Genomic DNA, 18,179 nt, shown 5'->3' with positions numbered 1-18,179 from the left:
AAGTAAGGATTAAAATTTAGTTGCATACGTTTTCATCCAGATATGCATCATAAACAACGGCATTATATACGGCGTCATTCTGGTGTCTCCTTTTTGTAAATTCATTATCAGTTTCTGGATGTGAATATGTTCAAAATAAGGGATTTGAAACAGATCACTTTTTGCGAAAGACTCTAGTTCATCTTTAAAGGCATGACTCTTTGTGATATAATCACCCCACGGCGCACTCAAACCTACTTTTCTGAAATTCAGAATTTCATTTGGTAAACGTTCTTCCATTGCTTTTTTTAGAATGAATTTCCATTTTTTCCCTGAGAAGAGCCACTTGTCATCCAATGATCCTAGACCAATAATTAATCTTGGGTCCAAAAATGGTTCTCTACACTCAATGGATGCGCCCATTGTACAGCGATCGTTCCTGTCCAGTAGTGAGCATAAATAGGTGTGTTGGTCAAAATAAAGGGCTTGTCTCCGTAAGTTGTCAGGATACAAAGATTTCGCTTCTTTGTAAATTTGTTTTCGGTATTCGTTTTCAGGAGGGGTATTAATACCAAAAGTTTCCGCAATATCATTTGGATAAATAGTAGAGCCATTGTAAATAACCAAATCAGATTTTTTACTAATTTGAGCATAACGCATTAACTTATCGTAGCGTGGTTTTTTAGAAAATAATTCGATGTTGCTGATGGTTGCAATTGAATTTAACAAAGACGGATATTTCAAAGCTTTGTAGCGTACATAACCACCCATTAACTCATCAGCACCTTCGCCGGAAAGCAATACTTTTACGGCAGGTTTTGCCATTTGAGACACTGCTAAAATATGTGGTTCGCTTAAATGCATGATGGGTTCATCCTGAAAATAAGTGGAACGTATTAACTGATCATAAAGATTCTCATCTTCTAATTGCATGGTGTGAAATCCATAATTGAACTTCTCGGCCATCATTTTTGCTAAATGCGCTTCATTGTGTTCCTTTTCTTTGAAACCCATATTGAACGTCTGAATGTCTTTATATTTTTGATGGTGTAACGAGGCTAAAACAGAGGAGGAATCCAGTCCACCACTCAATAAAACACCTACAGGCACGTCACTTACCATGCGCATTTTAACTGAATCATCAAAGGTTTCCCGAAACCATTCGACTGGATTTTTTATTTCAGGTTGGTTTTGAATCTCCTTTTTTAGATTCCACCAGTTTTCCATAATGGTTTTTCCGCCTTCTTCAATAATTAGGCTATTGCCAGGCAATACCTTTTTTACGTTTAGGTACAGCGTGTTTTCTCCAGCTACAAATCGGTTAAAAACATATTCTTCCAGTCCGTCTTGCGCCATTTTAAGCGGAACTCCAGCCGTGAAAAGTGCTTTTTGTTCTGATGCAAAATAAAATGTTTCGTTATAAAAAGAATAATATAGCGGTTTAACGCCCATTCTGTCTCGAACAAGAGTCAGCTTTTTTTCTAATGTATCCCAAACAGCAAAAGCAAACATACCATTTAGGCGGTGGAGCATTTTTAAACCGTACAATTGAAATAATTTCATCAAAACCTCCGTGTCTGAGGTCGTTCTGATATCAAATCCATTACTTTTTAACTCTGGATAAAATTCTTTGTAGTTATAAATTTCGCCATTATAAATGAGCACATATCTTCCGTCTTCGGATAGGAAAGGCTGGTGTCCGGCTACTGAAACATCCAAGATTGAAAGTCTTCGGTGTCCAAAACCAATATTGTTTGCTATAAATAATCCTTTGTCATCCGGACCGCGATGTTTCAGAGAATCCCGCATATTAGTAAGAACGCGTTCGTTTACTTTTTTCTGAGATTGTAAATGCAAGATTCCATTAATTCCACACATAATTAATTGGATTGATTTTGGTTGATTAATTCGTGGTATTTATGGGCAATAATCTTCATGTTAATACTATAATCAGCATTTTTTTCAACAATTTTTCTATTCATAAAAACAGCTTCGTTTCGGTATTTATCGTTTTCAAATGCCCAAATTAATTCTTCGGCAAGTTTATTGTAATCATCTACGGGGACTAATTGCCCGTTTTTGCGGTGTTTAATCCAGCTTTTATTTCCGGAAATAGCACTTACAATTGGATAACAATTAGTTGCCATTGCTTCAAATAAGGATGCCGAAACGCCTTCCGTTACGGGCATACTGATGTAAATGTTTGATTCTTGCAATAGCTTTGGCAATTCCGTATTCAGAATTCTTCCGGTAAAATTGACTTTATTTTCAATGTTTAACTTTTTTGCTAACTCTTTTAATTTAAAAAGTTGTGTTCCGTCTCCTACAATGGTAAGGACGAAATCTATCCCTTTTTGGTTTAAAACAGCAAACGCTTTTAAAACAATAGCATGGCAGTATTCAGGCATCAAAGAGCGGGTGACGATAGCGCAAATTTTTTCAGGATTGGCAGTTTTTTGATTGCCAAATTGCACCAAATCAATTCCCTTTGGTAATACCAAAACTTTACTCATGTCAACTTTAGCCTCCAGCATAGATGAAATCATCACGGGTCCCCAAGCGTGAATTAAATCGGCTTTTTTGAAAGCGTAATGCTGAATTATTTTTTTTAATGGAAGTGAAATAGATTTTTCCGGCCACAAATCTGTTCCGCCTTGTTGTGCGATTGCAACTGGTTTTACTCCGGACAATGCAGCAAGAAAACCATAACTGGTGGTTCGTTCCGCGATTACCATATCCGGTTTTTGCAGTTGGATTATTTTTCTGATTTTTAAAACAGCAAGTTCAAATTCGAAAATCCGTAGTATTCGGTTCTTAAAACTATCGCTAGGCGTTTTTAATTCCCATGTTATAATTTCGAAATCACCAAATTCCTTGAGTCCATTCATCCAGGTGATGGCATCGGCTCTGTAGGATTCCCCCAAAAAAAGTATCCTTCTCTTTTTTGTCGATATCATTTGAATTACTCGGAAGTTAAGGCTCGATTGATGAAATCGTTCAGTGGTTTTAGCACAATCAGTTTTTGACTCATTATGGTAACAAAATCTTTTTTGGCAGCTGCCGAAAAATCAATTTTCTGTGAAGACTCAAAACTTTTTAGTTTTAATAATTTAATAGCCGGATGTTCTTTTTCGTACCCCCGTGGCGGGTTTTTCAGGGTGTTTTTTTCATTACGATCAAAGTCGTTAAATTCTTTTTTGAAATCTTTCTTCTCAAGAATAGCTTCAAGATCCTCATGAAAAAATGCTATTTCTTTGCGCATTTTTTTTAAGTCATCGGATTCCGGGCAGTACAATCCGCCGGCAATAAAACTCGCGCCTTTTTCCAGATGAATGTAATAGCCGGAACGATTCAGCCCTTTCGCACCAGACGAAAGCCAGATTCCCAAATGCGATTTGTAAGGCGTTTTGTCCTTAGAAAACCGAATGTCGCGATTAATTCTGAACGTACAATTTTTAATTTCTAGCATTTCCAGCGATGGATCCAAAGGTTTCATGGCGTCCAGTAAGTCCCCAACTAGTTGTTGGTAGTCTTTCTTAAACCTTTCGTAGCGTTTTTTGTTTTCCAGAAACCAATCCCGATTATTATTGGCTTTTAAATCATCAAGAAATTGTAGTGTTTCTTTTGAAAGCATCTTGTACTATTGTATTTGTTTTCTTAATTCTTCTTCGCTAATGAAACCGGATTTCCTCCATTTTACTGCTGCTTTTTCATACAATAATAGAGTAGGAAGTTCACTGATTTTCATTTCGGTCATTAAGGTTTTGTTTTTGTCGGCATCCAATCGTATGATGGTTACGCTATCTGCTAGTTCAGTTTGCATTTTTGTGATGTAGGGCGTCATTTTTTTGCATGGCGCACACCATTCTGCATAAAAACTAACCAATACTTTTTTATCAGAGTCTACTGATTTATTGTAGTCCTGCAAAGTCATTCCAGTGATTTTGTTGCTTGGTTTAGACAGTCCTGCAGCGTCCCATTTTAATATTCCGCCTTGTAATTGGTAAACATTTGTAAAGCCAAGTTCTTCCAGTTTTTCAACGGCACTTTGACTTCTTCCGCCGCTTTTGCAGTACACGAAAACAGGTTTTGTTTTGTCTAGTTTTTCGGTGCCTGCAACAAAGCTGTCTCCGAGCCAATCTACATTTACGGCTTTGTCGATATGATCTGACGAAAATTCCGCAGGCGTTCGTACATCCAGAATTTGTGGATTTGGTGTTGCTGCAATTTTTTCGCTAAAAACTTTTGCATCGATAGTTTGACTTTCTTTTGATGCTTGTCCATTACAAGATAAAAAAGCAAAAGATATGATTAATACGAATATTGAACTGAATTTCATTGTAATTTGATTTATAATTGAATACGCTAAATTAGGTGTTTTTTCAATTTTCAGGCCTTATAAAGTACTAAATAAAAGTTATAAGTTGAAAATTTTATAGCTCTGATGGGTCAATTTTAGAATAACTTCCGTACGTTCCGGATGGGTATCTGAAATGAAAAGTTGACCAAAAGTATCGCTGTTGACCATTTCGATTATTTTGGCCACGCGACTTTCGTCTAATTTATCAAAAATATCATCAAATAACAGAATTGGTTTTACACCGCTTTGTTTTTTTAAAAACTCAAATTGCGCTAATTTTAAAGCGATCAAATACGATTTTTGTTGGCCTTGCGAGCCAAATTTCTTTATTGGATGTTGGTCAATTTCAAAGGCTAAATCGTCTTTATGGATTCCTACACTCGTATAATGTAACGCTCGGTCTTTATTGATATTTTCCTGTAAAAGGGTCAACAAGTCTTTTTCGAATAAATGGCTTTCGTAAACGAGTTGCACGGTTTCCTGTGAACCCGTTATAGCTTGATGATGGGTATTGAAAATAGGAATGAATTGTTCTATAAATGCTTTTCTTTTTTCGAAAATATAGTTTCCAAAACCATTGAGTTGTTCATTATATATGGAGAGCGTGTCAGTATCGAAAACATGATTTAATGCAAAATATTTCAACAAAGCATTGCGCTGACTCATTACTTTCTGGTATTGAATAAGTTGCTGTAAATAGTGGGAGTCCAGTTGCGAAATCACACTGTCCATGAATTTCCGTCGGGTTTCGCTGCCTTCCACAATCAAATCTCTATCGGCCGGAGAAATAATCACTAAAGGAATAAACCCAATATGATCTGAGAATTTGTCGTAGGCTTTGCCGTTGCGTTTCAATATTTTTTTCTGTCCTTTTTTAAGACTGCAGACAATTTGTTCCGTTCTTTCGTTTTTTTCAAATGCAGCATCTATAACGAAAAATTCGGCTCCATGTTTGATGTTTTGTACCGCCAATGGATTAAAATAGCTTTTTCCGTACGATAAATGGTAGATCGCATCGAGCACATTTGTTTTACCAATACCGTTTTTGCCTACAAAGCAATTTATTTTAGAGTCAAAATCAAAATTGGCTTCGGAGAAATTCTTATAATTGAACAGTGAAATTTTTTTTAAATACATGGGTAAGGCTTGCTGGTATTGAGAACTTTGCTGTTTTTAAATGGGTTTTTCAAAGTGGGTGCAAATTATTGAAAAATATTGATAAAACCTTCTTTTCTGTTTTTTCTCTGAGAATTATTTTGTCTTTGGAAACAAAGAATCTTCTAAGATATTTTTTTTAAATATAAAAGCATATTTTTTGTGTGGGTTTGAATAAAAATTTTATTTTTGCGACTCACTAAATTAAATTTAAATGGCTACTTACAATAAAAGAGGATATAAAGCACCAAAAGAAAAAGAAACAAAAGACGGGGTTGAAGCAGTAGTAGTTGATGATAAGGACAGTACAACAGCAGAAGTATTTTCTAAATTAGATCAAACCGCCACAATAACGGAGGATTGGGTAGCTAAAAACCAAAAAATTATTATTGGATTAGTTGCCGCGGCTGCCCTATTTACTATTGGATATTTAGCTTACCAAAGATTTATTGCTGCACCACAACAAGATGAAGCCGCTAATGAAATGTTCGTGGCACAACAAAATTTCCAAAAAGCAACCGATGGAGTTGCAAGCGACTCCTTATATAAGTTGTCTTTGAATGGTTCAGAAGGTAAATTTGGATTTCTGAAAATTGCAGATGAATATTCTGGAACAGATGCTGGAAATTTAGCTAATTATTATGCGGGAATTGCCTATTTGAATACCGGAAAATATACTGAAGCGATTGATTATTTAGGTAAATTTAAATCGGATGATATTGTTTTAAGTGCGTTGGCAAAAGGAGCAATTGGAGATGCTTATTCTCAAAAAAATCAACCAAAAGAAGCGTTAGAGAATTATGTAAAAGCGGCAGGATCTAATAAAAATGATTTTACAACACCACGTTTCTTATTGAAGGCCGGAAAAACAGCTTTGGCTCTAGGAAATAAAGAAGAGGCATTGAAATATTTTACTGACATCAAAGAAAATTATGAGGGCGCTCCAGAAGCTGCTTCAGTTGACGTTTTAATAGGATTGGCACAATAATATAAAAGTTAATAGTCACAGTTTTTAGTTTCCAGAAACTGCATACTGCGACTGTGACTGAAAACTAAATAAGATGGCTACCGAAAATAAAAATTTATCCGAGTATGACAAAAATATGGTTCCAGATGCGAAAAAATTTCGTTTCGGAATTGTAGTTGCAGAATGGAATGACACCATCACCGAAGGGCTTTTTGATGGGGCATTCAAGACATTATTAGAAAATGAAGTTCCTTCCGGACAAATCATACGGTGGAATGTTCCAGGGAGTTTTGAACTTGTCTATGGAGCCAAAAAAATGTTGCAAACTCAAAATGTGGATGCTGTTATTGTTATAGGGTGCGTCATCCAAGGACAAACCAAACATTTTGATTTTGTGTGTGAAGGCGTTACGCAGGGAATAAAAGATTTGAATGTTCAAACGGATGTTCCGGTTATCTTTTGTGTTTTGACAGATAATACCATGCAACAATCAATTGATAGAAGCGGAGGAATTCATGGAAATAAAGGGACTGAAGCAGCTATTGCTGCTATAAAAATGGCTTATATCCGCCAGCAGGCATCCTTGAATCATCAGTTCGATAACCAACAGTTACTGTCTCCCGGTGCTTTGCAAATTGAAAATTTGCCATTGGAATTAAAAGAATAAGAATAAAAATTTATAATTCTTTAACCTATACTATTGCATATATAGTATAGGTTTTTTGTTTTATTTATGATTAAATACGCTACCATTCCCCGTAGAAATTCATTAAATTTGTGCTTCTTGGTTTTATAATAAACTATTGTCGCCCGGAGAAGTCTATACTGAGCGAAGTCGAAGTACAGTCAAAGGGATAAACTTTAAACCTAATTTTTTTAATGTCGAGTATAATTCAATTACTTCCGGATCATGTTGCCAATCAAATTGCTGCTGGCGAAGTCGTTCAAAGACCCGCTTCGGTAGTCAAAGAATTGCTCGAAAACGCGGTAGATGCCAGAGCAACGGATATCAAACTAATTATTAAAGATGCCGGAAAAGCATTGGTTCAAGTCATTGACAATGGTTTAGGGATGAGTGTTACTGATGCGCGTTTGTGTTTTGAGCGCCATGCTACCTCCAAAATCCGTCATGCCGAAGATTTATTTTCACTGCATACCAAAGGGTTTCGTGGCGAAGCATTAGCATCTATTGCGGCAATTGCCCATGTGGAAATGAAAACCAAACAAGATCAGGAAGAACTTGGAACCCATATTATTGTTGAAGGCAGTAAATTCGTATCTCAAGAGGTAGCTGTTTTGCCTAAAGGAACTTCATTTGCCGTGAAAAACTTGTTTTTTAATATTCCAGCACGACGGAATTTCTTAAAGTCGGACACCGTAGAATACCGCCATGTAGTGGATGAGTTTCAGCGTGTGGCTTTGGCTCATCCAAAAATACATTTTACATTTTATCACAACGGCAGTGAAATGTTCAACTTGCCTCCATCAACTTTACGACAACGAATTGTGAATATTTTTTCAGGTAAAACCAATGAAAAATTAGTTCCGGTTCAGGAAGAAACTGAAATTGTAACAATTCAAGGATTTGTAAGCAAACCGGAATTTGCCAAAAAAAATCGTGGAGAACAATTTTTCTTTGTCAATGACCGTTTTATAAAAAGCGGTTATTTGCATCATGCGGTTATGGCTGCCTATGACGGAATCTTGAAAGACGGTGCGCAGCCCAGTTATTTTTTATATTTGTCAGTGCCACCCAACACTATTGATATCAATATTCATCCCACTAAAACGGAAATTAAGTTTGATGACGAACATGCTTTATATGCTATTTTACGATCTTCGATAAAGCATAGTTTGGGCCAGTTTAATGTGGCTCCAGTGTTAGATTTTGATCGCGATTCTAATTTAGATACGCCGTATCATTACAAAGATTTAGAAGGTGCTACACCGACGATTCAGGTAGATGGCAACTTCAATCCGTTTTCCGAAGAAAAACCCAGTAAGCAATTTTCCAGTTATAGAAAACCAGAACCAACCGCTAATTGGGAAAGTTTATACGTAGGCTTAAAACAGGATACGGATGAAATAGGGCATTTAACTTTCGAAAATGAAGAAGTTACCTCGTCTTTATTTAATGACGAAGAAGTGGAGCATTCTGTTCATAAAACGTATCAAATACATAAAAAATATATTGTTTCCTCCATCAAATCCGGAATGGTAATTGTCGATCAGCAGCGGGCGCATCAACGTGTTTTGTATGAGCAGTTTTTGGTCAATATGACGGTTAATCAAGCCTCAAGTCAGCAGTTATTATTTCCTTTGAACCTATTTTATTCGTCAAGCGAAATGGAGCTTATCGGGGAATTACAATTGTCATTAATGAATACCGGATTTGTTTTTGAAGAAAATAACACCGATCATATTGTTATTTCAGGAATACCGGTAAATGTAACGGAGAGTGAAGTTTCACTGGTTTTAGAACAATTATTAAGTGATTTGCAGGACGGAATTCCAGAAAGCAGTTTCAGCCAGAACGATACGATTGCCAAATCGATGGCCAAAAGTTTAGCCGTGAAAACAGGAACACACCTGACAGAAAAAGAACAGGAAAATTTGGTCAACGGACTTTTTGCCTGTAAAGACCCAAATGTTTCCCCATTCTATAAACCCACTTTCATCACCATGCGTGTGGAAGATTTAGATAAAAAATTTGCATTATGAGAAACGTTACTGAAACCGTAAAACAATTAATTATTATCAATGTATTGTTTTTTGTAGGGACACTGATTATAAAAGAGCCCGCCTATAAAATATTAGCATTGTATTTTCCGGAAAACCCAAGTTTTCAATTGTGGCAACCGGTGACGCACATGTTTATGCATGGCGGTTTTATGCATATTTTTTTCAATATGTTTGCGTTATATTCTTTTGGATCTGCTTTAGAGCAAATGTGGGGAAGTAAGAAATTCTTATTTTTCTATGTTTCCTGCGGATTAGGTGCAGCGTTGTTGCATACCGGAGTCAATTATTACTATTTTCAAGACGGATTGAATACGCTAATGGCTAATGGTTTTTCTAAACAAGAAATTTTGCAAATTTTGAACGAAGGTAAGATTGATACCAGATGGCAGGAGATCTTAGCGGTTTCTGATTTTCAGAATTTCACAAGTGCCTATGTAGGTACTGCAGTGGGAGCCTCTGGCGCTATTTATGGAACGATAGTAGCCTTTGCCTTTATGTTTCCTAATGCTGAGTTGTCTTTGATGTTTATTCCTGTACCCATAAAAGCAAAGTATTTTGTTCCGGGTTTAGTGTTAATCGATTTGTACCTGGGTATTTCAGGAAAATCAATTTTTGGTGGTGGCGGAATTGCCCATTTTGCCCACGTTGGTGGCGCCTTATTTGGTTTTATTATTACGTGGTACTGGAAGAAAAATCAGTTCAATAAGAACCGTTGGAATTAAAAGTCTAACAGCTTTTAAAGTAGTATATAACCTAAACAGCAGCTCTTAAATCCCAATTAACTTATGAATATTATCGACGACCTGAAATTACAATACAAAATGGGAGGAATAGTGACTCAGCTACTCTTTTGGAATGTCGCTTTGTTTGTGCTTCCGTGGTTGTTTTTTGCACTTTTATCCGTGTTGAGTGTCCATATTGATTATGTTCAATATGTGAGTTTGTCGTCTAATCCGTTGGATTTGCTCTGGAAACCATGGTCGTTGCTTTCGTATGCTTTTTTTCACAGCGGCATCATGCATATTGTTTTTAATATGATTGTTTTGAATTTTTCAGGCAGATTGTTTATGACGTTTTTTACCTCCAAACAGTTGTTGGGCTTGTATCTTCTGAGTGCCATTTTTGCGGGGATTTGTTATATTCTGGTGTTTTATGTTTTAAATATCAATGCGCCAATGGTAGGGGCTTCAGCTGCTATCATGGGTATTTTAGTAGCTGTTACAACTTATTATCCGTTGATGAGCGTACAGCTTTTGATTATTGGAAATGTCAAATTATGGCATATAACCGCTGTAATTATTATTATTGATTTGATGCAGCTGCGTTCCGAAAATATGGGTGGACATATTTCTCACCTTTCCGGAGCTCTTTTTGGTTTTATTTTTATTAAATTGCTTCAAAATGGAACGGATTTAAGTACAATTGTATCTCGTAGTTTAGATTTTTTTACAAATTTGTTTCGTAAAAAACCTACTACACCGTTCAAAAAAGTACACAAAAATTACCGTAAACCTGTTGAAAAAACGGCTTCAAAAATAATTGAAAAAGATAAAGCACAGCAACAGATTGATGAGATTTTAGATAAAATCAGCCAGTCCGGTTACGATAGTTTGACTAAAGAAGAGAAAGAGTTCTTGTTTAAAGTAGGTAAATAAGCTTTTTCAAGTGGTTAACATTTTTGTTTAAATAATAAAATATAGAAAAAAATGAAAAATCTTTCATGGTTTAATAAAGGAATGTTTTTTTTGAACATAGTCCTTACCCTTGTGACTTTTACTGCCTATGTTTTGCCTTTTCTAGCCCCTAAATCGTTTCCTTTTTTGTCAGTTTTGACACTTTTTATGCCTCTTTTTTTTATATTAAACGGCTTGTTTTTTATGTATTGGGCGATACAATTCAAAAAACAGTTGATTGTATCGGGTTTAGTATTATTGATTGGCATTACTTTTATAAATAAATTCTATAAGTTTTCAGCACCGGAAGTAATTAAAGAAGAAAAAGATTTTACTATAATGAGCTACAATGTGCGCTTGCTAAATGTTTTTAAGTGGATCGATAGAGATGATGTGCCCTCAGATATTTTAAACTTTATAAATGATAAGAATCCAGATATAGTGTGTATTCAGGAATTTTCATCTTCGGGTAATATTGATTTAAAGGTATATCCACATCGTTATATTTTTATGAATGGTGATAAAATTAAAACAGGACAAGCAATATTTTCAAAATTTCCAATCCTTAATCAAGGGAAAATAACGTTTCCTAACTCCAGTAATAATGTGATTTTTGCTGATATAAAAAAAGGAAAGGACATTATCAGAGTCTATAACATGCATTTACAATCTATCAAAATTTCTCCCGATGTAGATGAAATTGATGAAAATATTGAGGTCATTAATCAACAAAAATCGCAAATGCTTTTTATCAGAATCAGCAAAGCCTTCAAACAACAGCAACAGCAAGCAGAGATTTTTAAGGAACACAAAATGAAATGTACTTACCCTACAATTATTTGCGGAGATATGAATAATAGTGCGTTTTCTTATGTGTACCGTAACATAAAGGGCAACATGAAAGACAGTTTTGAAGAAGCCGGAACCGGTTTTGGAGAGACGTATAAATTCAGGTATTACCCGGCCAGAATTGACTATATTTTTGCCGATGAGAAAATGTCAGTAAAGAAATTTGAAAACTTTCCTCGATTTATTAACTCGGATCATTTTCCTATTATGGCACGATTGTCTTATGAGTAGCAAGTAGAGAAATGCTTTATTTGATAATCAATTCTTGTTTTTTTAAATAGTCCATCGCGTATTTTCCTTCATTAAACAGCAAATCCAGAACACTCAAATTGTTGATAAAACCATGTTTATCATCAAAAACCTGTGTGTAGTTTTCAAATATCGAAAGATCTTTTTTTCCGTTGACCAAAGCTCTTAAGTCGGTAGTTGTCTCGGTATCAACCTCGTGAAAGTATTCCGTGGTTGTAGTGTAATCCAGTTTTATTCGGAAACATTTGGATAGAAGGGCTACAATTTCAAAATTTAAATCCAATAAAAATAGTTGTTTTTTTTCAAAAATGGGACGAATGTCATCTTCAAAATATTCAAAAAAAGGAGAACTTCTGTAGGCGGCTTCCAATGATTTGAAATGCTGTTTTTGCCAGTCAAAGTCGGTTTCAATTTTGATGTCTTTAGTTTTTTGATGACTTTCTTTTGAATGCTTCACGGGAATATTCAACAGCTGAATCCCATTGGGACTATAAATATAAGCGCGGTTGCGATTGGTTTGTTTTTGAAAATTATCTGCAACCTCAAAGGTGATGCTCTCCGATTGTACCATGGCAGCAAAATTGCTAATCGAGGGGAAGTAAGTTGGGTGTATGAGAATATTCATATTTGTCTAAAGTTTTTAAAGTTATAATGTCCAAAGTCATAAAGTTAGATTAGATCCTAACTTGATGACTTTGGACGTTTGAACTTTGGACTAATTTTTCGCCTCTTTTCTTTTTTTCCAAAAATATTCTCCTACGAAGAAAATAACGAGTCCTAACAGGAATAATTTAAAATACGACTGCGGTTGCCCTTCACCGCTAACCGTTGTGAAAACCCTGTCCCAGCGTACTTTTTCTAATCCTTTGCCGTTAGGATCGATACTGAGCCATATAAATATAGGTTTGCCTACAATGTGATTTTCGGGTACAAATCCCCAATAACGACTGTCTTCAGAGTTATGACGGTTGTCTCCCATCATCCAGTAATAATTTTGTTTGAAGGTGTATGTTTTTACAACGGCACCGTTCAATCTGATTTCGTTTCCTGTAACCTTTAGATCATTTTTTTTACCATCCTCATTCATTTCATAATCAGTAATGATTGCTTTGTAGAAAGGCAGCGTTTCAGTGGTTAACGCAACCGTTTTTCCTTTTTCCGGAATGTAAATTGGGCCAAAATTATCACGATTCCATTTATTGATATGCGGGAAGATTGTGTTGTCCGCATCCTTTGCTATCTGTCTGATTACAGCCGTGATACCTGGTGTGTTTTTTAATCGTTCTGCACCTGCTTCAGTCAAGGCACTCAGAAAAAGGGTGTCTCTTTTTGTTTGATCTATAAATCCAGCAGGATCCGTCACATCTAAATCCTTAAATATTGATTCAAAATCGATAGGTGTTTTTCCGTCCAGAGCTACTTTATAGGAGAACTGTGGTTTAGCTCTTTCGGGCATTTGCAAGAGTTTGCCATCAATATAAATCATGCCATCCTTTATGGACAAGCTGTCTCCAGGGATTCCCAGACATCTTTTTACATAATTCGATTTCTTGTCAACGGGCTTGTAGGCACGTCTTTTTGAAGTATCAAAAAATCTATAAACGGTATCAACCGGCCAGTTGAACACAACAATATCCGTACGATCAATATTCTGAATGCCGGGCAGTCTCATGTACGGCAATTGTGGCCAGATGAGGTATGATTTACTTTTTGTCAAAGGAATAGAGTCGTGTACCATTGGGAATGCTACTGTGGTCATGGGAACTCTTGCGCCATAATTCATTTTGCTTACAAATAGAAAATCACCGACTAATAAGGATTTTTCTAAGGAGGAGGTAGGGATGGTATACGGTTGAATGAAATAGGTATGGACTACTGTGGCTACAATTACAGCAAAAAGCAAGGAGCTAATAGTGTCTGCCGTTTTGTTTTCAGGACTAAGGCTTCTGTCAGCATTATAATTTAATTTTTGGGTATAATTAATGTAGTATATATATAATCCAAAAGTAATTATTCCCAGAAAAGTGTCTAATCCGGATCGTTTTCCAAAACTGCGTAGCGTTTCTACCCAGATTACCGGAAATACAATGAGATTGATGATTGGAATAAATAGCAATACAGTCCACCAAGTGGGACGTCCTATTATTTTCATTAAAACAATTGCATTGTAAACAGGAATAGCGGCTTCCCAACGTTTTCTGCCGGCGCTCTCATATAGTTTCCAAGTTCCTAGAAAGTGAACAATCTGGACTAGCAGAAAAAACACAAACCATTGATATACTGACATAGTTTTTTGTTTTAAGTTTGAGATTTAAGATTGTTTCGCTAGAAATGTACTCAAACAGGTGAATAATTTTATTTTAATTCTAATACATCTTTCATTGTGAAAACGCCTTGCTTTCCTACAATCCATTCAGCGGCAATGACTGCCCCAAGCGCAAATCCTTCACGATTGTGCGCGGTGTGCTTCATTTCGATTGCATCCACAGCAGAATTGTAATTAACGGTATGCGTGCCAGGTATTGTACCAATTCTTTTGGCTTTTATAGGAATTTGTTTTTCCAGTTCGTTTGGGCTCAAGTGATTTGCTTCCGGTTTTTCTAAGGTCCAGTTGGTGTAAGAACTATTTGCAAGTATTCCGTTGGCCAATGAAATAGCAGTTCCGCTAGGTGCATCCAGTTTTTGGGTATGATGAATTTCTTCAATCGCTACTTTGTACGTGTCAAATTTCGACATGATTTTAGCCAGATATTCATTGAGTTCAAAGAAAATATTTACCCCTAAACTAAAGTTAGAACTGGAAATAAAAGCGCCTTTTTTTTGATTACAAAGTGCCACCATCTCCTCATACTGTTCCAGCCATCCTGTGGTTCCTGAAATAACGGGCACATTGGCCTGGAAACAACTGGAAATATTGCTCACTGCAGCAGTTGGAACACTGAAATCAATAGCCACATCAGCTGCTGAAAGTCCATCAAAAGTGTTCTTTTTCTCTTTTTTCAAAACGATTTCATGCCCTCTTTCCAGTGCAATCCGTTCAATTACCTGACCCATTTTTCCGTATCCTAAAAGCGCAATTTTCATTTTTTATTTTTTTTTGAATAGTGTACAATTCCTATTAGTAGTAATCCTATTAAAAGACCGCCGATAAAACCAGAAAAGAAATCATTCATTCGGATCGAATCAAACGCTTTAATTTCTGAATAATTCACTAAGGTGAGCAGCAGTAAAACGGTAGTGAGGATAAAAAAATATTTCTTTCCTATTTTAGTACCTAATAACATAAGCAGCAGTTCTTTTTTTTTGTATTTAAGCTTTTCGGTTTTGTGTTTAAAACTGATAATTAAATGTTAGTCCTACATTCGTCTTAAATGTTACATTATCTGGATAAAGAACGGGTCTTACGGATAAGTTTTCATCAACATTAAATTGTAATAAAGCTGCATCTACATTCGCATCAAGAATATTCAGGGCGTAAAAGGCAATTGTTATCAAAGCGGACAAATCACGATTTCGCTGGTAAAATTTTTGGCCAGCAATTAATCGATTGTTGTCTAAGAATGCTAAATCGTCAGTGGTGTAGCCTTCTAGGCGACTTTTATAGGCGTCTCTGTATTGGTGGTATTTTTTATTACTGTCGATGTAAAAGTAAAGACTGGTTCCTATGGCGCCATAAACCAGCGGTATTTTCCAGTATTTTTTATTGTAAGCCTGGCCTAATCCTGGTAAAATTGCAGAAAAAAAAGCAGCTTTTGCTGGGGTCAACGGATCAATGTCATTTGATTTCAAAGTGTCTTTTGCTACCAAAACCGCCTCTGTTCCCGTTTGGGAAAAAACAGTGTGATGTCCTAAAGTGAAAAGGAGCAGACTTATGAAAATGATTTTATGCACTATTCGTTTATTAGTTTAATGATTCTTTTGAAGTCTTCTTCAGAGTGAAATGGAATTGTGATTTTTCCTTTACCATTTCCGGCTACTTTCACATCGACTTTACTTCCAAAATAATTTGTAAAAGCGCTCTTTTGAGTATCTGCAATTTCAAAGGAGGCAGTTTTTGGTTTTCCGGCGACTTTAGGTTTTAAACTTTCCTGATAGTTTTTTACTAAAGCTTCCGTATCACGAACCGATAGATTTTGACTGACAATTTTTTGATAAATATCAGTTTGAATATCCTGGTCTTCAATATTGATTATCGCACGACCGTGACCCATACTGATAAAACCATCTCGAATTCCGGTTTGGATTATAGGATCCAGTTTCAAAAGCCTCAAATAATTAGCAATAGTAGAGCGTTTTTTTCCTACTCGCTCACTCATTTGTTCCTGAGTCAGTTGAATCTCATCGATCAAACGTTGGTAGGATAAGGCAATCTCAATAGGATCTAAATCGTGGCGCTGAATATTTTCGACTAAGGCCATCACCAGCGATTCGTTGTCATTTGCAATCCGAATGTACGCAGGAACAGTAGTTAATCCCACAAGGGTAGAGGCACGAAGACGGCGTTCTCCTGAAATCAATTGGTATTTATTGAAATCTAGTTTTCTAACAGTGATTGGTTGAATAACACCTAATTCCTTGATAGAAGTTGCTAATTCCCGCAATGATTCCTCATTGAAATTGCTTCTGGGCTGGAACGGATTTATTTCAATGGCTTCAATTTCAAGCTCAATAATGTTTCCTACAACTTTATCGGCATTTTTATCATTTACGGATTTTATATCGTTTTCCGGATCTTTCAATAACGCAGATAATCCTCTTCCCAGGGCTTGTTTTTTTAGTGCTTTTGCCATAAAACTATTTGCTGTTTTTCTTTATAACTTCTTGAGCTAGATGCAGGTAATTGGTAGCTCCTTTGCTTGTTGCATCGTAGTTTATAATGCTTTCGCCAAAACTGGGTGCTTCACTCAATTTGACATTTCTTTGAATAATAGTGTCAAAAACCATGTCGTTAAAATGTTTCTGAACCTCTTCAACCACTTGGTTTGACAAACGCAAACGGGAGTCAAACATGGTCAATAATAATCCTTCGATATCTAAATCCGGATTGTGAATTTTTTGGATACTTTTTATGGTATTCAGTAATTTCCCTAGTCCTTCTAATGCAAAATATTCACACTGAATAGGAATAATTACGGAGTCAGCGGCCGTCAACGCATTTAAGGTAAGTAATCCCAATGATGGCGCACAATCTATGATAATATAGTCGTAATCGTCTTTGATACTTTCTAATGCTAGTTTAAGCATATATTCTCTATTCTCCTTATCGACTAATTCAATTTCAATAGCAACAAGATCAATATGCGATGGAATCACATCCACGTTTATAGCAGAACATTTTATGATGGCCTCTTTTGGTGTGTGACTGTGTTCTAAAATTTGATACGTACCTATTTCTACGGATTCCACGTCAATACCCAATCCGGAGGACGCATTAGCCTGAGGATCAGCATCAATAAGTAATACTTTTTTTTCTAAAACACCCAATGAAGCAGCAAGATTAACTGACGTAGTAGTTTTGCCAACCCCTCCTTTTTGATTAGCAATCGCGATGATTTTGCCCATTTATTTTTCTAAATTTTGAACCGTAAAAATACAATTATTTATGGTTTCTAAAAATCTATTTTGTTAACATTTGTTAATGCTTGATTAGTCGCTATTTGACCATTCCTGTTTTGAAAACGAATTTCATTTTATGGGAGCTATTTCAGCTGTGCACTACAATCCCGATTGTTCGGGACTTGAGTTGCAATGTGGACTAGGGGAAGTTGTGGATTCATTCTGCTTTGAAAAAATATTTTTATTTAGATTTTTACATTGATTTTCCAACTAAATAATTTTAGTTCTTAATTTCAGCAATAGTTTTGCTAAAGCAAAAAATAATGCTATCTTTGCACCCGCTTACGGGGTGTAGCGTAGCTCGGTTATCGCGCCTGCTTTGGGAGCAGGAGGCCGCAGGTTCGAATCCTGCCACCCCGACAAAAGCCGAACAAGTGTGTTCGGCTTTTTTTATTTTATAAATATGTACATTGTATACATAATTCAGAGTGAAATTACTTTTAAATATTATGTTGGTCAAACGGACCATCTTACAAATAGATTATACCGGCATAATTCTGGATTTAGTTTGTCTACAAAATCTGGGAAACCATGGTGTTTGATTTATGAAGTTGAACTTCCAACACGATCAGAGGCAATGATTTTAGAG

18 protein-coding genes and 1 tRNA gene are annotated in these 18,179 nt (G+C 36.0%); 8 read left to right on the top strand and 11 right to left on the bottom strand.

Annotated features, from left to right (window positions below; genetic code table 11):
• Positions 1 to 9 precede the first annotated feature (9 nt).
• The 5 genes from asnB to EKM01_RS09000 all read right to left on the bottom strand — a co-directional run bounded on the left by asnB (position 10) and on the right by EKM01_RS09000 (position 5,476).
• Positions 10 to 1,857, bottom strand: a complete 1,848-nt coding sequence (gene asnB / locus EKM01_RS09020) for an asparagine synthase (glutamine-hydrolyzing) (protein WP_126767970.1) — start codon at positions 1,855 to 1,857, stop codon at positions 10 to 12.
• A gap of 2 nt (positions 1,858 to 1,859) precedes the next feature.
• Complete coding sequence (locus EKM01_RS09015; RefSeq protein ID WP_126767969.1) at positions 1,860 to 2,936, bottom strand: glycosyltransferase family 4 protein; 1,077 nt, start codon at positions 2,934 to 2,936, stop codon at positions 1,860 to 1,862.
• A gap of 5 nt (positions 2,937 to 2,941) precedes the next feature.
• Entirely contained in the window at positions 2,942 to 3,613 is a 672-nt protein-coding gene (locus tag EKM01_RS09010) for a DUF2461 domain-containing protein (protein WP_126767968.1), read from the bottom strand.
• Between the two features lie 6 nt (positions 3,614 to 3,619).
• Entirely contained in the window at positions 3,620 to 4,318 is a 699-nt protein-coding gene (locus EKM01_RS09005) for a thioredoxin domain-containing protein (protein ID WP_126562324.1), read from the bottom strand.
• 78 nt (positions 4,319 to 4,396) lie between these two features.
• A complete protein-coding gene (locus EKM01_RS09000) occupies positions 4,397 to 5,476 on the bottom strand; it encodes a DNA replication/repair protein RecF (protein ID WP_126461484.1) in 1,080 nt (359 codons plus the stop codon).
• Between the two features lie 232 nt (positions 5,477 to 5,708).
• Between EKM01_RS09000 and EKM01_RS08995 the strand changes: the two genes are divergently transcribed.
• The 6 genes from EKM01_RS08995 (at position 5,709) to EKM01_RS08970 (ending at position 11,956) form a co-directional block, all read left to right on the top strand.
• On the top strand, positions 5,709 to 6,482 hold the full coding sequence (locus EKM01_RS08995) for a tol-pal system YbgF family protein (RefSeq protein WP_126453627.1): 774 nt from the start codon (positions 5,709 to 5,711) through the stop codon (positions 6,480 to 6,482).
• A 73-nt stretch (positions 6,483 to 6,555) separates the two neighbouring features.
• Complete coding sequence (gene ribH, locus EKM01_RS08990) at positions 6,556 to 7,128, top strand: 6,7-dimethyl-8-ribityllumazine synthase (RefSeq protein WP_126563861.1); 573 nt, start codon at positions 6,556 to 6,558, stop codon at positions 7,126 to 7,128.
• 212 nt (positions 7,129 to 7,340) lie between these two features.
• The gene (mutL, locus tag EKM01_RS08985; RefSeq protein WP_126461478.1) at positions 7,341 to 9,182 is read left to right on the top strand and encodes a DNA mismatch repair endonuclease MutL; all 1,842 of its coding nucleotides are present in this window, start codon (positions 7,341 to 7,343) and stop codon (positions 9,180 to 9,182) included.
• On the top strand, positions 9,179 to 9,925 hold the full coding sequence (locus EKM01_RS08980) for a rhomboid family intramembrane serine protease (protein WP_126461475.1): 747 nt from the start codon (positions 9,179 to 9,181) through the stop codon (positions 9,923 to 9,925). The genes mutL and EKM01_RS08980 overlap by 4 nt, the downstream gene beginning before the upstream one ends.
• Positions 9,926 to 9,988: 63 nt before the next feature.
• Positions 9,989 to 10,858 (top strand): rhomboid family intramembrane serine protease, encoded by an 870-nt coding sequence (locus EKM01_RS08975; RefSeq protein ID WP_126767967.1) that lies wholly within the window; start codon positions 9,989 to 9,991, stop codon positions 10,856 to 10,858.
• 51 nt (positions 10,859 to 10,909) lie between these two features.
• Positions 10,910 to 11,956: an endonuclease/exonuclease/phosphatase family protein gene (locus EKM01_RS08970; RefSeq protein WP_126516513.1), complete on the top strand. Its 1,047-nt coding sequence runs from the start codon at positions 10,910 to 10,912 to the stop codon at positions 11,954 to 11,956.
• Positions 11,957 to 11,972: 16 nt separating this feature from the next.
• On the opposite strand, the gene EKM01_RS08965 is transcribed toward EKM01_RS08970, so the two are convergent.
• The 6 genes from EKM01_RS08965 to EKM01_RS08940 form a co-directional block, all read right to left on the bottom strand.
• A complete protein-coding gene (locus EKM01_RS08965; RefSeq protein WP_126767964.1) occupies positions 11,973 to 12,599 on the bottom strand; it encodes a WbqC family protein in 627 nt (208 codons plus the stop codon).
• A gap of 90 nt (positions 12,600 to 12,689) precedes the next feature.
• Positions 12,690 to 14,261 (bottom strand): signal peptidase I, encoded by a 1,572-nt coding sequence (gene lepB / locus EKM01_RS08960; protein WP_126516515.1) that lies wholly within the window; start codon positions 14,259 to 14,261, stop codon positions 12,690 to 12,692.
• A gap of 68 nt (positions 14,262 to 14,329) precedes the next feature.
• Positions 14,330 to 15,058, bottom strand: coding sequence for a 4-hydroxy-tetrahydrodipicolinate reductase (gene dapB / locus EKM01_RS08955; protein WP_126563864.1), 729 nt, complete (start codon positions 15,056 to 15,058; stop codon positions 14,330 to 14,332).
• A gap of 246 nt (positions 15,059 to 15,304) precedes the next feature.
• The gene (locus EKM01_RS08950; RefSeq protein WP_126767961.1) at positions 15,305 to 15,865 is read right to left on the bottom strand and encodes a DUF5683 domain-containing protein; all 561 of its coding nucleotides are present in this window, start codon (positions 15,863 to 15,865) and stop codon (positions 15,305 to 15,307) included.
• Positions 15,865 to 16,764, bottom strand: a complete 900-nt coding sequence (locus tag EKM01_RS08945; RefSeq protein ID WP_126767958.1) for a ParB/RepB/Spo0J family partition protein — start codon at positions 16,762 to 16,764, stop codon at positions 15,865 to 15,867. The genes EKM01_RS08950 and EKM01_RS08945 overlap by 1 nt, the downstream gene beginning before the upstream one ends.
• A 4-nt stretch (positions 16,765 to 16,768) precedes the next feature.
• On the bottom strand, positions 16,769 to 17,536 hold the full coding sequence (locus EKM01_RS08940; RefSeq protein WP_126453649.1) for a ParA family protein: 768 nt from the start codon (positions 17,534 to 17,536) through the stop codon (positions 16,769 to 16,771).
• 339 nt (positions 17,537 to 17,875) lie between these two features.
• Here EKM01_RS08940 and EKM01_RS08935 point away from each other — a divergent pair.
• Together EKM01_RS08935 and EKM01_RS08930 are read left to right on the top strand one after the other, a co-directional pair.
• A tRNA-Pro gene (locus EKM01_RS08935) sits at positions 17,876 to 17,950 on the top strand.
• Positions 17,951 to 17,993: 43 nt separating this feature from the next.
• A partial coding sequence (locus EKM01_RS08930; RefSeq protein ID WP_126768043.1) for a GIY-YIG nuclease family protein occupies positions 17,994 to 18,179 on the top strand: 186 nt, incomplete at its 3' end.

The organism is Flavobacterium sp. RSP46, from assembly GCF_003984825.1.
GTDB lineage: Bacteria > Bacteroidota > Bacteroidia > Flavobacteriales > Flavobacteriaceae > Flavobacterium.
This window is presented reverse-complemented; position numbering and strand designations above follow the sequence as displayed.